The sequence below is a fragment of the Streptomyces sp. NPDC127114 genome, from assembly GCF_042677525.1.
In the GTDB taxonomy this organism is placed as follows: Bacteria; Actinomycetota; Actinomycetes; order Streptomycetales; family Streptomycetaceae; genus Streptomyces.
Map to the genome: position 1 here is coordinate 23,671 of NZ_JBHXTJ010000025.1, position 14,118 is coordinate 37,788.

10 protein-coding genes and 2 pseudogenes are annotated in these 14,118 nt (G+C 74.6%); 4 read left to right on the plus strand and 8 right to left on the minus strand.

Annotated elements, in window-relative coordinates:
• Positions 1-6 precede the first annotated feature (6 nt).
• The 3 genes from ACFVGS_RS23910 to ACFVGS_RS23920 all read left to right on the plus strand — a co-directional run bounded on the left by ACFVGS_RS23910 (position 7) and on the right by ACFVGS_RS23920 (position 4,268).
• The gene (locus tag ACFVGS_RS23910; protein ID WP_384411433.1) at positions 7-747 is read left to right on the plus strand and encodes an ABC transporter ATP-binding protein; all 741 of its coding nucleotides are present in this window, start codon (positions 7-9) and stop codon (positions 745-747) included.
• A complete protein-coding gene (locus ACFVGS_RS23915) occupies positions 744-3,608 on the plus strand; it encodes an ABC transporter permease (protein ID WP_385693604.1) in 2,865 nt (954 codons plus the stop codon). The genes ACFVGS_RS23910 and ACFVGS_RS23915 overlap by 4 nt, the downstream gene beginning before the upstream one ends.
• Before the next feature lie 111 nt (positions 3,609-3,719).
• The gene (locus ACFVGS_RS23920; RefSeq protein ID WP_384411429.1) at positions 3,720-4,268 is read left to right on the plus strand and encodes a bacterial proteasome activator family protein; all 549 of its coding nucleotides are present in this window, start codon (positions 3,720-3,722) and stop codon (positions 4,266-4,268) included.
• 189 nt (positions 4,269-4,457) lie between these two features.
• On the opposite strand, the gene ACFVGS_RS23925 is transcribed toward ACFVGS_RS23920, so the two are convergent.
• The 8 genes and pseudogenes from ACFVGS_RS23925 to pdhA form a co-directional block, all read right to left on the minus strand.
• Positions 4,458-5,438 carry an NAD(P)H-quinone oxidoreductase gene (locus ACFVGS_RS23925; protein WP_385693605.1) on the minus strand — a complete coding sequence of 327 codons (981 nt, stop codon included), beginning with the start codon at positions 5,436-5,438 and terminating at the stop codon, positions 4,458-4,460.
• A 27-nt stretch (positions 5,439-5,465) separates the two neighbouring features.
• A complete protein-coding gene (locus tag ACFVGS_RS23930) occupies positions 5,466-6,551 on the minus strand; it encodes a potassium channel family protein (protein ID WP_385693606.1) in 1,086 nt (361 codons plus the stop codon).
• Positions 6,548-8,032: a molybdopterin molybdotransferase MoeA gene (locus ACFVGS_RS23935; protein WP_385693627.1), complete on the minus strand. Its 1,485-nt coding sequence runs from the start codon at positions 8,030-8,032 to the stop codon at positions 6,548-6,550. The genes ACFVGS_RS23930 and ACFVGS_RS23935 overlap by 4 nt, the downstream gene beginning before the upstream one ends.
• A 53-nt stretch (positions 8,033-8,085) precedes the next feature.
• A pseudogene (locus ACFVGS_RS23940) lies at positions 8,086-8,922 on the minus strand (DUF6457 domain-containing protein); the annotation flags it as partial.
• 258 nt (positions 8,923-9,180) lie between these two features.
• Positions 9,181-9,426 (minus strand): annotated as a pseudogene (locus ACFVGS_RS23945) (molybdenum cofactor guanylyltransferase); the annotation flags it as partial.
• A 177-nt stretch (positions 9,427-9,603) separates the two neighbouring features.
• Positions 9,604-10,962 (minus strand): dihydrolipoamide acetyltransferase family protein, encoded by a 1,359-nt coding sequence (locus ACFVGS_RS23950; protein WP_385693607.1) that lies wholly within the window; start codon positions 10,960-10,962, stop codon positions 9,604-9,606.
• A complete protein-coding gene (locus ACFVGS_RS23955) occupies positions 10,962-11,993 on the minus strand; it encodes an alpha-ketoacid dehydrogenase subunit beta (protein WP_385693608.1) in 1,032 nt (343 codons plus the stop codon). Before ACFVGS_RS23955 ends, ACFVGS_RS23950 begins: the two co-directional genes overlap by 1 nt.
• Complete coding sequence (gene pdhA / locus ACFVGS_RS23960; protein WP_384411419.1) at positions 11,990-13,153, minus strand: pyruvate dehydrogenase (acetyl-transferring) E1 component subunit alpha; 1,164 nt, start codon at positions 13,151-13,153, stop codon at positions 11,990-11,992. Before pdhA ends, ACFVGS_RS23955 begins: the two co-directional genes overlap by 4 nt.
• Before the next feature lie 178 nt (positions 13,154-13,331).
• Between pdhA and ACFVGS_RS23965 the strand changes: the two genes are divergently transcribed.
• Positions 13,332-13,970, plus strand: coding sequence for an Lrp/AsnC family transcriptional regulator (locus ACFVGS_RS23965; protein WP_384411417.1), 639 nt, complete (start codon positions 13,332-13,334; stop codon positions 13,968-13,970).
• Positions 13,971-14,118: the final 148 nt, after the last annotated feature.

Here is a 14,118-nt window from a genome sequence, read left to right on the forward strand (position 1 = left end):
GATTCCATGACCACCGCACAGCAGCAGCCCGTGCTGCGCCTGCAGAACCTGACCCGCGTCCACGGCTCGGGCGCCACCGAGGTCCACGCCCTGCGCGGCATCGACCTCGACGTCCACCCCGGTGAACTCGTCGCCGTCATGGGCCCGTCGGGCTCCGGCAAGTCGACCCTGCTCACCATCGCCGGCGGCCTCGACAGCCCCACCTCCGGCCGGGTGATCGTGGAGGACACGGACATCACCGCCGCGAGTCCCAAGCAGCTCGCCGCGCTGCGCCGCCGCAGCATCGGGTACGTCTTCCAGGACTACAACCTCATACCGGCGCTCACCGCGGCCGAGAACGTGGCCCTGCCCCGCGAACTGGACGGCGTCTCCGCCCGCAAGGCCCGCGTCGAGGCCCTCGCCGCCCTCGCCGAAATGGACCTCGGACACCTCGCCGAGCGCTTCCCCGACGAGATGTCCGGCGGTCAGCAGCAGCGCGTGGCCATCGCCCGCGCGCTGGTCGGCGACCGCCGGCTGGTCCTCGCCGACGAGCCGACCGGCGCCCTCGACTCCGAGACCGGCGAGTCCGTGCTCGCCCTGCTGCGCTCCCGCTGCGACGCGGGCGCCGCCGGCGTCCTGGTCACCCACGAGCCGCGGTTCGCCGCCTGGGCCGACCGCGTCGTGTTCCTGCGGGACGGCGCCGTCGTCGACCAGACCGTACGCAGCGAGGCCGACTCGCTCCTGACCGGCCGGGCGGCGCAGCGGTGACGACCTGGTTCCACTCCTGGCGGGCCGCGGTCCGCATCGCCCGCCGTGACGCCTGGCGTTCCAAGGGCCGCAGTTTCCTCGTCCTCGCCATGATCGCCCTGCCGATCCTCGGCGTGAGCGCCTTCGACCTGACGTTCCGCAGCTCCGAACTCACCACCGAGCAGCAGCTGGAGCGGTCCATGGGCGCCGCCGACGCCCGCTTCTCCGACGGCCACGTCGAGGGCGTTCCGCTGCTCCAGGACCCCAAGGGCGAGCAGAGCACGCCCGTCGAGGACTACGACGGCGCCAACAAGCCGTGGCCGAACGGGCCGACGGACGTCACCAAGGCCATACCGGCCGGTGCCACGGTCCTCACCGACAGCCGCGGCACCGCCAAACTGACCACCACCCACGGTCTGTTGCAGACCGAGGTCCGTGAGCTGAAGGCCGCCGACCCGGTCGCCCGCGGCATCATGCGGCTCACCGACGGCCGCTTCCCGGAGAAGAGCGACGAGGTCGCCGCGACCACCGCCTTCCTGGAGAACAGCGGTCTCTCGGTCGGTTCCACGCTCACCGCCCGCGGATTCGACCGCGAGTACCGGATCACCGGCGCGTACGAACTGCCCAGCGACCTCAAGGTCGAGCAGGTCAACGCCCTGCCGGGCGCGTTCCTCGCGCCGTACGGCAGCGCCGTCGAGAAGTCCGGCATCCCGAAGCCCGACACCGACACCGTGTACCTGGTGCAGAAGTCCGGTGGTTTCACGTGGAACACCGTGCAGCAGATCAACACCAAGGGTGTCGTCGTCGTCTCGCGCGCCGTGGTCCTCGACCCGCCCGCCGACTCCGAGGTCCCGCTGTTCCAGAAGGACGGCTGGGGCTCCTACGAGACCAGCACGGCCGCCGACGCCGCCGCGCTCGCCGCGGTCGGCACCGTGGTGGGCCTCGCGATGCTGGAGATCACCCTGCTCGCCGGTCCCGCGTTCGCGGTCGGCGCCCGCCGCTCCCGCCGCCAGCTCGGCCTGGTCGGCGCCAACGGCGGCGCCCGCAGCCACATCCGTGCCATCGTGCTCAGCGGCGGTCTCGTCATCGGTGTCGCCGCGGCCGTCGTCGGCACGGTCCTCGCCCTGGTCCTCACCTTCGCGCTCCGGCCGCTCCTCGAGGAGTACATGGGCCAGCGGTTCGGCGGCTTCACCGTGCGGCCGCTGGAGCTCCTCGGCATCGCCGCGATCGCCGTCCTGACCGGTCTCCTCTCCGCGATCGTCCCGGCGGTCACCGCCTCCCGGACCACCGTGCTCGCCTCGCTCACCGGCCGCCGCGGTGTGCGCCGCTCCAGCCGGGTGCTGCCGGTCGTCGGCCTCGTCGCCGTCGGCATCGGCGCCGCGATCGCCCTCTACGGCTCGGTCGTCACCGACCAGTTCGTCATCGTGGCCGGCGGCTCGGCCATCGCCGAGCTGGGCGTGGTCGCCCTGACCCCGGCCCTGGTCGGCCTGTTCGGGCGCGGGGGCCGCTGGCTGCCGCTCTCGCCGCGCCTCGCCCTGCGCGACGCGGTGCGCAACCGGGGCCGTACGGCACCCGCCGTCGCCGCCGTCCTGGCCGCCGTCGCGGGCACCGTCGCCGTCTCCACGTACGCCGCGAGCGCGGACGCCGGGGACCGGCAGGAGTACCAGCCGAGGCTGCCGTACGGCGCCGTCGCCGCCCTCGTCACCGAGGAGGGCGGCCGGGACGCCCCCGCCGTCCGCGAGGCCGTCCAGCGCACCTTCCCCGTCGACGTGCGCGCCGACGTGTCCCGGATCTCCGTGGGCAGGCAGGGCTGCGACACCTACGGCGGCGGCCAGGGCTGCGGCCGCTTCGAGATCGTCGTCCCCAAGGCGAACGAGTGCCCCCTGTGGGCCGCCACGGAGGACGGCTCCGATCCCTCGGAGCGGTTCACCAAGGAACAGCGCCGCAAGCTCCAGCAGGAGGACTGGCGCTGCCAGTCGATGAGGGGCGAGGGCGTCTACGTCGAGGGCAACATGCTCGTCGCCGACGCCGCCGTCCTCAAGGTCCTTGGCATCACCGACCCGGGCGCCGCCAAGGCCCTCGCCGAGGGGAAGCTCGTCAGCTTCTCCAAGCCGCAGATCGACAGGAACGGCACCGTCGGCATCCGGCTGATCACCGACCAGGAGGCCTACGACAAGGCCGCCCAGGAGAACAAGCCGCTGCCCGGCGAGATCAAGGCCTTCCCCGCCTACCTCGTGCCCGGCTCCCCGCTCTCGTACGGCGTGCAGAGCATCCTCAGCCCCGCCGCCGCCAAGGCCGCGGGACTGACCACGGTGCCCATGGGCGCGTACTTCACCACCGACCGCCTGCCGAGCACCGAGCAGCGGCAGAAGCTCGACGGTGAGATCGCCAAGCTGGGCTCCAGCGTCGACCTGACGCTGGAGGAGGGCTACGTCAGCAAGAACAGCATCGTGCTGCTCGCGCTGACCGTCTTCGCCGGCCTGGTCACCATCGGCGCGGCCGGCATCGCCACCGGTCTCGCCCAGGCCGACGCCGAGGCCGACCTGAAGACCCTGTCCGCCGTCGGCGCCCCGCCCCGGGTGCGCCGTACGCTCAGCGGCTTCCAGTGCGGAGTCGTCGCGGCGATGGGCGTGGTCCTCGGCTCCGCCGCGGGCGTCCTGCCCGCCATCGGGCTCAGGCTCACCGAGGAGCGCGAGCAGATGGGCTTCTACCAGCGGGCCATGGACGAGGGCTGGGGCGACCTGCGACCGCCGGTCGTGCCGATCGTCGTCCCGTGGGAGACGCTCGCCGCCCTGCTGGTGGCCGTACCGCTCGGCGCCGCCCTGCTGGCGGCCCTGGTGACCCGCTCCCGCGGGGCACTGGCCCGCCGCGCCGCGCACTGACGTCCGCGGGACCGACGGGGCCGTTGCCGGCTCGTGCCCCCGGAGGAGGGTGGATCACCCTCCTCCGGGGGCACACCGTGTGATGAGGCATACGTGCGAGAGAATGGCGGCATGGAGATGCCGAGGAATGAAAGGTCGCCGGAGAGCCCCCAGGTCCTCATCGTGGGCCAGGACGGGATGGCGCTCGGCGGCACGGGTGACGACGAATCCCGCGAGGTCCCGGTGACGGAAATGGTCGAACAGCCTGCGAAGGTCATGCGCATCGGCAGCATGATCAAGCAGCTGCTTGAAGAGGTCAGGGCGGCACCTCTCGACGAGGCCAGCCGTGTTCGGCTCAAGGAGATCCACGCCAGCTCGGTGAAGGAGCTGGAGGACGGGCTGGCCCCGGAGCTGGTGGAGGAACTGGAGCGGCTGTCCCTGCCGTTCACCGACGAGGCCATTCCCTCCGAGGCGGAACTGCGCATCGCGCAGGCCCAGTTGGTGGGCTGGCTCGAAGGCCTCTTCCACGGCATCCAGACGGCGCTGTTCGCCCAGCAGATGGCGGCCCGCGCCCAGTTGGAGCAGATGCGCCGCGCGCTGCCGCCCGGCGCGTCGCACGACGATGACGACGACCACGGACCGCAGCGCGGCCGCGCGGTCGGCTCGGGGCCGTACCTGTAGGCAGCCGGCGATCTCGCCCTTCCGCGAGATGCCCGGGGCCCGGGACACCGTGAACGACGGTGTGCCGGGCCCCTCGTACGTCCGGGGGCGGGTTGTCCGGGGACAGGTTGTCCGGGAACTGCGCCGTCCGGAACGGGCCGGACCGGGCGCCTGTTACGAAGCTGGTGACCGAACTGGTCGCGGAGCCGGTTACGGCGCCAGCAGGAGCACCTTGCCGACATGGCTGCTCGCCTCGACGGCCCGGTGGGCCTCCGCGGCGTCCGTCATCGGCAGGGCGCGGTCCACGACCGGGGTGACGGTGCCCGCGGCGATCAGCGGCCACACGTGCTCGCGGACGGCGGCGACCACCGCCGCCTTCTCGGCCGGCGGGCGGGAACGCAGCGTCGTCGCGAGGACGGCGGCGCGCTTGGCCATCAGCGCGGCCAGGTTGAGCTCGCCCTTGACGCCGCCCTGGAGGCCGATGATGACCAGCCGGCCGCTGACGGCGAGGGCCTTGACGTTCCGCTCCAGGTACTTGGCGCCGACGATGTCGAGGATGACGTCCGCGCCGGCCCCGTCGGTCGCCTTGCGCAGCTCCTCGACGAAGTCCTGCTCGCGGTAGTCGATGAGGATGTCCGCGCCCAACTCGGCGCAGCGGGCCAGCTTCTCGGGGCTGCCCGCGGTGACCGCGACGCGCGCGCCGACCGCCTTGGCGAGCTGGATCGCCATGGTGCCGATGCCGCTCGCCCCGCCGTGCACCAGGAGCGTCTCCCCGGGCCGCAGATGGGCGAGCATGAAAACGTTCGACCAGACCGTGCAGGCCACCTCGGGCAGCGCGGCGGCCGTCACCAGGTCCATGCCCTCCGGCTTCGGCAGCAACTGCCCCACGGGCACGGCGACTTTCTCCGCGTATCCGCCGCCGACGAGCAGCGCGCACACCTCGTCGCCGACGGACCAGCCGGAGGCTCCGGGGCCGAGCGCGACGATCCGGCCCGCGCACTCGAGACCGGGGTACGGGGAGCTGCCCGGCGGCGGGTCGTAGAAGCCCTGGCGCTGGAGCAGATCGGCACGGTTGACGGCGCTCGCCACCACCTCGACGAGCACTTCGCCCTCGGCGGGGACGGGATCGGGCACCTCGGCCCAGACCAGCGCCTCGGGCCCGCCGGGTTCCGGAATCGTGATCGCATGCATGCCGGCGAGGCTACTCCCGGAGACGGCTCAGTCCTCCGCGGGAGTGGTGAGCGGGGTGACCGCCGCGGCGCGCACGATGGTGATCACGCGGTCGGTCAGCTGGAGCGGGCTGGCGGCGGGGTCGTCGTAACCCAGCAGGCGGTGTCCGCGCAGCACGCTCACCACCAGGTCGTCGGTCTCCCGCACGCTGCGCCCGGCCTCGGCCTTGGTCACCGGGCGTTCGACGAGGTCGAGGCCGGTGCCCTGCTGGATGAGGTCCTCCATCACCGTGCCGGCGCTGGGGCTGAGAACCGAGAGACCGAGCAGCCGGCCGGCGGCACTGGCGCTGGTGATCACGGCGTCGGCGCCGGACTGGCGCAGCAACGGCGCGTTCTCCTCCTCGCGGACCGCAGCGACGATCTTGGCGCCCCGGTTGAGCTGACGGGCCGTGAGGGTGACGAGCACCGCGGTGTCGTCGCGCTGGGTGGCGATGACGATCTGACGGGCCCTCTGCACCTCGGCGCGGAGCAGGACGTCGCTGCGGGTCGCGTCGCCGAGGACGCCGACGAAACCGTCCGCGTTGGCCGCCTCGATCACCTTGCTGGACGGGTCGACGATGACGATGTGGTCCTTGCGCAGCCCGGTCGCGCACAGCGTCTGGATCGCCGAGCGCCCCTTGGTGCCGAATCCGACGATGACGGTGTGCTCACGCAAGGTGGCCCTCCAGCGGTTCAGCCGGAACTCCTCCCGGGTCCGTTCCGTGAGGACCTCGAGAGTCGTGCCGACCAGGATGATCAGAAACAGCACGCGCAGCGGCGTGACCAGCAGGATGTTCGCGAGCCGCGCCGAGTCGCTGTACGGGACGATGTCGCCGTAGCCCGTGGTGGAGAGGGTGACGGTCGCGTAGTAGACGCAGTCGAGGAAGTCGACCGTCTCGTTGGCGTTGTCGTGGTAGCCCTCGCGGTCGGCGTAGACGATGAGGACGGTGATGACGAGGACGCCCAGCGCCATGAGGAGCCGCTTGCCCACCTGCCGGAGCGGTTTCTCGACCACCCGGCGCGGCAGCCGCACGCGGGGACCTGACACCCGCTCCTCGGCCTGACGCGCCATCGCGTCCCGGCTGGGAAGTTTCACGTGAAACACGCCCCCTCGTCCGCGTCGAGTCCGGCACCGGCCGGCCAGGGAAGATCCAGGACCTCCAGCAGCTGCCCGGCGGCGGCACCACCGGGCGGAACCACGGCCATGCCGTCGGCGGCGGCGATGCCCCGGAGCATGGCGGGCCCGTGATAGCGCAGCGGCACGGCCTCGCCGTCGCGCCGCACGACGGGCACGAGCCGGGTGTCGTACGGATGCCCCTGGATCTCCTCACGCACCTCCACGCGGTACGGGCCGGGGGCCGCGGAAGAGCCCACGGACAGGGACGAGGCGGGGGTCGTGGACGAGGCGGGGGCCGCCGGCAGGGTGGCGCGTCCGGCCAGGGCGCGGAGCAGCGGCTCGGCGAGCGTCAGCAGTCCGGAGACGGCGGCGAGCGGGTTGCCGGGCAGGCCCACGAGGTGCCGGGCGGGACGGCGGGCGCCGCCCGGGCCCGGGAGCTCGGCGAGCAGCATGGGGTGGCCGGGCCGGACCTTCACGCCGTCGACCAGCAGGACGGCACCGGCCTTGGCGAGCACCGGATGCACGTGGTCGACGGGACCTGCCGCGGTGCCGCCGGTGGTGACCACGAGCTCGGCCTGGGAGCCGGTGACGGCCGCGTACAGCTCCTCGGCGTCGTCGCCGATCCGGCGGGTGCCGAGCACGTCGGCGCCGAGCGCCCGCAGCCAGGGGGCGAGCATGGGCCCGAGAGCGTCGCGGATCAGGCCCTCGTGGGGGAGCCCGGCGGTGAGCAGTTCGTCGCCGAGCACCAGGACCTCCACGCGGGGGCGCGGGTGCACGGTCAGCTCGTCGTAGCCCGCCGCGGCGGCGAGCCCGAGGACGGCGGGGCTCACGGCGCTACCGGCGGGCAGCAGCCGGTCGCCGGAGCGGCACTCCTGGCCCCGTGGGCGGATGTCCTGGCCGTGCGTGACCACGCGCAGGGCGTGCAGCTGCCCGGCCGGGTCGGTACGGGCGTGCTCGCTGCGGACGACGGCGGTCGCCCCGGCCGGTACCCGGGCGCCGGTGGCGATCCGTACGGCGTCGCCGTCGGCGAGCTCGGTGGCGCCGGAGTGCCCGGCGAGGACGGCGCCCTCGGGGACGGTCCGCCAGGGGCCGGGGCCGGCGACGGCCCAGCCGTCCATGGCGGAGGTGTCGAAGGAGGGGAGGTCGGTGAGCGCGTGCAGCGGCTCGGCCAGGATCCGGCCGAGTGCCTGCCCGAGCGGCACCCGCCCGGCCGGCCGCGCTGCCGCCGCCCGCGCCCCGGCCCGCGCGGCCACGGCCCGGGCCTCGGGCCAGTCCGTGGCCCGGTGCGGCTCCGGCCGCGGTACGGAGGCGGGCGCGGGGCTCGGTGTGGGGGCCGGCGCGTCGGGTGAGGAATCGGTTCGGCGGCGTCCGACGAGCGCGAGGGCGTCCTCCACGCCGTCGTCGTCCCGGCCGTCGTCGTCCCGGCCGTCGTCGTCCCCGCCGGTGTCCTCCACGCCCATGTCGTGCACGCCGATGTCGTCCACGCCGTCGTCGGGCACCCGCTCCTTCATGGTCATCCGGCCTCGTCCTGCTCCCCGGCCCAGCGCTGGGCGAGCGCGGAGGCCTTACGTGCGGCCTCGGCGACGGCCTCCCGGCCCCCGCCGGCCCCGGCGGCGCTCGCCGCCGCGTACCCGACCAGGAACGTGGTCAGCGGCGCGGCCGGGCGGGCGACGCCATGCGCGGCGTCGCGGGCCAGGTCGAGCAGCAGGCCCGTGTCGACGTCCAGGTCGATGCCCAGTTCGTCCTTGACTGCGGTGATCCATTCATCCAGCACGTTCCCATGCTCCCTGATCCGCGCCCGGGCGGTGGCGATGTCTTCCCAGGTGTCGCAGTCGAAGGACGCCGAGCCCTCCGCGGCGACCCGCTCGACCCGCAGCCCGCCGACGACCCTCCGCAGGGGAAGCCCGCCCAGCACGGGCCCGGCCCGCTCCAGCTCCCGCCGCAGGGCCTCCACCCGGTACACCGCCACCAACGGCTGCTCCCGGCCCTCCGCGTCCACCATGACGGCGCCCTCACTGCCCGGCGCCCCTTCCAGCGCCCGCACGAGCCGCCGAGCGGCCCCCACCCCGAAGAACGGCAGATCGGCGGAGAGCACGAGCACGAAGGGCGCGGCGGGGCGGGGGGCTGGGGAGGGGCCGGAGGTTGCGGCGGGGGCGGGGCCGGAGGTTGCGGAGGGGCCGGAGGTTGCGGAGGGGCGCGAGGATGCGGAGGGGGCGGGGCCGGAGGTTGCGGCGGAGCCGGAGGTTGCGGAGGCTGCGCGCGAGGGTGCGGCGGGGCCGGAGCCCGAGGCGGTGGCGGCTTCGCCCGGGGCGGCGGGGACGGCGTCCGAGGCGGTGGCGGCTTCGCCCGGGGCGGCGGGGCCGGCGTCCGAGGCGCGGTGGTCGGAAGGGCCGGCGAGACCCGACGAGCCGTGGGACGAAGGGCCAGCGAGGCCCGACGAGCCGTGGGCGGAAGAGTCGGCGAGATCCGGAGCGCGGTGGGCAGGGAGACCGGCGGAACCCAAGGCGCGGTGGGCAGAAGGCTCGGCAGGGCCCGACGAGCCGTGGGTGAAGGGACCGGCAGGCCCGGACGCCGTCGTGCCGGGGGCTTCGGCCGGCGCCTCGGCCAGGCGCCGCAGGCCCGCGTCGAGGGCGGCGACGGGGCCGCCGCCGGGCGGGTCCTCACGTGCCCACTCGACGGGGTGGGCCGTCGCGCGGGGCTCGGCGACGACCACGACGCGGCCGGCGTCGCGGCAGGCCGCGAGGACCCGGTCGAGCAGGGGGCGTCCCCCGACCCGTACCCCGGGCTTGTCGGCCCCGCCGAGGCGCCTGGCGGCGCCCCCGGCGAGCACGATGGCGTCGTACGCGGTCGTCATCCCAGCAGTATGGTCCGCGCCCGGGCCGACCGGAGGACCGGCCCGGCACAGCCCGGCACGCCGGGAACGCGTCCGGGACCCGGCGTGGGGTTGGGCCCCGGACAGAGCCGCCGGGCACCGCCGGGGCCCCGTGCCCCGGCCGGTGTCCTCCCGGCGGAGTCGTACGCCGCGAACCGGTCAGAGCGTGCGGAGCAGCACCGCCGGGTTCTCGACGCAGTCGGCGACATAGCGGAGGAAGCCACCGGCCGTCCCGCCGTCGCACACCCGGTGGTCGAAGGTGAGCGAGAGCTGCACCACCTGACGCACCGCCAGCTCTCCGGCGTGCACCCAGGGCTTGGGCACGATCCGGCCGACGCCGAGCATGGCCGCTTCGGGGTGGTTGATGATCGGCGTCGAGCCGTCGACCCCGAACACCCCGTAGTTGTTCAGCGTGAACGTGCCGCCGGTCAGGTCCGCCGGAGTCAGCGTGCCCTGCCGCGCCGACTCGGTGAGCCGGGCGAACTCGGCGGTCAGCGACTCGGCGGTGCGACCGCCGGCGTCCCGGACCACGGGAACGACCAGACCGCGCTCGGTCTGGGCCGCGAACCCGAGGTGCACGTCGGGCAGCCGGACGATCTCCCGCGCGGCCGTGTCGACCGTGGAGTTGAGCTCCGGGAAGCGGGCCAGGGCGTGGGTGCATATCCGGGCGAGCAGCGCGAGCACGGAGATCTTCGGGCCGCCCGCCGCGTTCATCGCCGCGCGCGCGGCCATGAGTTCGGTCGCGTCGGCGTCGACCCAGCAGGTCGCGTCGGGGATCTCGGTGCGGCTGCGCGACAGCTTGTCGGCGACGGCACCGCGCACTCCGCGCAGCGGAACGCGCTCGCCCACGGCGGCGGAGGCGGCCGTGGCGACGGGCGCCGGGGCCGGGGCGGCCACCGTCGCGGCCCGGTCGCGGACGGCGAGGGCCGTCTCCACGTCGGCCCGCAGGATCAGGCCCTCGGGGCCGGAGCCACGGACCTGCCGCAGGTCGAGTCCGCCGTCGCGGGCGAGCTTGCGCACCAGCGGCGAGATGACGGGCACGGGCCCCGCCGGGGCCTCGGGCTCCGCGAGGGCCGCGGGCGCGGCGGCCACGGGGGCCGCGGGCGCCGCGGGCGCCTGGTGCCGGACCCGGCGGCGCCGGGCGGCGGGCCCGGCGGTGCCGTAGCCGACGAGGACGTTGCCCGAGTACTCCGAGGACTCGGCGTCCTTGGCGGCCGCCGCCTGCGGGACCTTCGCGGCCTCGGGGGCCGGAGCCGCGCCCCCGTCCGGCACACCGCCCACGGCGACCGTCAGCAGCGGCGCGCCGACGGGGAGTTCCGTGCCCTCCTCGCCGAAGCGGGCGGTGACCACGCCTCCGTACGGGCAGGGCACCTCCACCATCGCCTTGGCCGTCTCGACCTCGACGACGGGCTGGTCGATGGCGACGACGTCGCCGACGTCGACGAGCCAGCGCACGATCTCGGCCTCGGTGAGGCCCTCGCCGAGGTCGGGCAGCTTGAATTCGAGCACCTGGGCCATCAGCGCCCCGCCTCCCACTGGAGCCGGGCGACGGCGTCGAGGACCCGGTCGACTCCCGGCAGGTGGTGCCGCTCCAGCATCGGCGGCGGATAGGGGATGTCGAAGCCCGCGACGCGCAGCACCGGCGCCTCCAGGTGGTGGAAGCAGCGCTCGGTGACGCGGGCGGCGATCTCGCCGCCGGGGCCGCCGAAGCCGGCGGACTCGTGCACCACGACGGCCCGGCCGGTGCGGCGCACGGACGCGCACACGGTCTCGTCGTCGAAGGGCACAAGGGAGCGCAGGTCGACGACCTCCAGGTCCCAGCCCTCGGCCGTGGCGGCCTCGGCGGCCTCCAGGCAGACCGGCAGGGAGGGGCCGTAGGTGATGAGGGTGGCGCTGGTGCCGCGGCGGCGGACGACCGCCTTGCCGATCGGCTCGACGGCCGTGGGCGCCTCGGGCGACCAGTCGGACTTCGACCAGTAGAGCCGCTTGGGCTCCAGGAAGACGACCGGGTCGTCGGAGGCGATGGCGGCGCGCAGCAGGCCGTAGGCGTCCTCGACGGTCGCCGGGGTGACGACGTGGAGGCCGGGCGTCGCCATGTAGTACGCCTCGGAGGAGTCGCTGTGGTGCTCGACGCCGCCGATCCCGCCGCCGTACGGCACGCGGACGACGATCGGCATCGGCATCGTGCCGCGGGTGCGGTTGCGCATGCGGGAGACATGGCTGATGAGCTGCTCGAACGCCGGGTAGGCGAAGGCGTCGAACTGCATCTCGACGACCGGCCGCAGCCCGTACATCGCCATGCCGACGGCCGTGCCGAGGATGCCCGCCTCGGCCAGCGGCGTGTCGGTGCAGCGGTCCTCGCCGAACTCCTTGGCGAGGCCGTCGGTCACACGGAACACACCGCCGAGCGTGCCGACGTCCTCTCCCATGACGTGGACGGTGGGGTCCTCGGCCATCGCGTCGCGCATGGCCCGCTGCAGCGCCTGTGCCATGGTGGCGGGCTTGGCCGCCGCCTTCGCGGCCGGCCTGGCAGTCGCGTGGGTGGTCATCCCGCCTCGCTCTCGGCGTCGAGCTCCGCCCGCAGCTGCGCCGCCTGCTCGCGCAGCTGCGCGGTCTTCTCGGCGTAGACGTGGGCGAACAGATCCATGGGGTCGAGCACGGGGTCGGCGTTCATCCGCTCGCGCAGCCGCGCCGCCATCGTCTCGGCCTCCTCGGCCGCCGCGCGGCGGCCGTCCTCGTCGAGCAGGCCGCGCTCGGTGAGCTCGCGCTCCATGAGGAGGATCGGGTCGTGGGCCCGCCAGGTCTCGACCTCGCTGTCGCCGCGGTAGCGGGTGGCGTCGTCGGCGTTGGTGTGGGCGTCGATCCGGTAGGTGACGGCCTCGACGAGGGTGGGCCCGCCGCCGCGCCGGGCGCGGGTGACGGCCTCGGTGAGCACGGTGTGGACGGCGACGGCGTCGTTCCCGTCGACGAGCCGGCCGGGCATCCCGTAGCCGACGGCCTTGTGGGCCAGGGACGGGGCGGCGGTCTGCTTGGCGAGCGGCACGGAGATCGCGAAGCCGTTGTTCTGCACGAGGAAGACCACGGGGGCCTGCCAGACGGCGGCGAAGTTCAGCGCCTCGTGGAAGTCGCCCTCGCTGGTGCCGCCGTCGCCGACCATGGCGAGCGCGACCACGTCGTCACCCTTGAGCCGGGCGGCGTGGGCGAGGCCCACCGCGTGCGGCAGCTGGGTGGCGAGCGGGGTGCTGAGCGGCGCTATGCGGTGCTCGTGCGGGTCGTAGCCGGTGTGCCAGTCGCCGCGCAGCAGGGTGAGGGCCTGGACGGGGTCGAGGCCCCGGGCGACGGCGGCGAGGGTGTCGCGGTACGAGGGGAAGAGCCAGTCCCGCTCCTCCAGGGCCAGCGCCGCGGCGACCTCACAGGCCTCCTGACCGGTCGTGGAGGGGTAGACGGCGAGCCGTCCCTGCTTGGTGAGCGCCGTCGCCTGCGCGTTGTACCGACGGCCCCGGACGAGCTCCCGGTAGAGGCGGAGCAGCAGCTCGGGGTCCGCGTCGGCCACCGCGTCCGTGCCGAGCACGCGCAGCGGCTCGGCGTCCGGCAGCAGCGGGGCGGGGTCGGTGCGGGGCCGCCAGGCCGGGGGCGGGGTGGGCCGGTAGGCGCCGACGGCGCCGGGGGGCTCTTGGACTGTCGAACTGCGCTGTTGCAACGAGTCCACCTCCTCGTGGGAGCGGGCATAAGACCCGAAGGCGGGTGGCGCGGAATGTGGCGCGCCTCACCTACCGATTGTTCGGTCGTGGAGGCATTTTGGCTACAGGCACCTCCAGCCTGTGGACAAACGGTTCTCCACAGCCTGGGATGGATGCAGGTCGTCCACGAGAGAGAGGCGGGGGGACATGGCGGATGAACAAATGGCCGACGTCGACGAGCACACGGACGACGCGCCCCTGAACGCGCCCCCCGGCGCCGCCCCCGCGGCCGGGACGGCGCCCGCCCCGGCGGGGCCGTGGGGGAGCCCGTCGGGCCCGTCGGCGGGAGCGCCGACCGGCCCTGCCATGGTCCCCCCGATGCCGCCGGCCCGCCCGCTGGACGCCGTCGACCGGGACATCCTGCGGCTGCTCCAGGCCGACGGCCGGGCCTCGGTCCGCTCGGTGGCCGAGCGGGTCCACGTCTCCCGCGCCAACGCGTACGCGCGGATCAACCGGCTCATCGACGACGGGGTGATCCGCGGCTTCGGCGCCCGGGTCAACCACGAGCGGGCGGGGCACGGCGCCTCCGCCTACATCACCCTCAAGATCGTCCAGAACTCGTGGCGCACCGTGCGCGAACAGCTCCAGGCCCTGCCGGGCGCCGCGCACATAGCCCTGGTCAGCGGAGACTTCGACGTCCTGCTGCTGGTGCACACCCCGGACAACCGGACGCTGCGCGAGCTGGTGCTGACCCGGCTCCAGTCCATCCCGGAGGTGCTGTCGACCCGCACCCTGCTGGTCTTCGAGGAGACCGACCTGGACCCGTACCCGGACCGCGGGGACTGAGCGGAAACGCGTCGCGGCCCCCCCGGGGTGGCCCCCGGCGGGGGGGGCCAAGGGGGGGGGGGGCCCCGAACGCGGGGCGGGGCGGCCCCCCCCGAGCCGGGGGGTGGGGCGGGGTGCCCCCCCCCGGGCTTTAAAAAAAAAAAGGAAG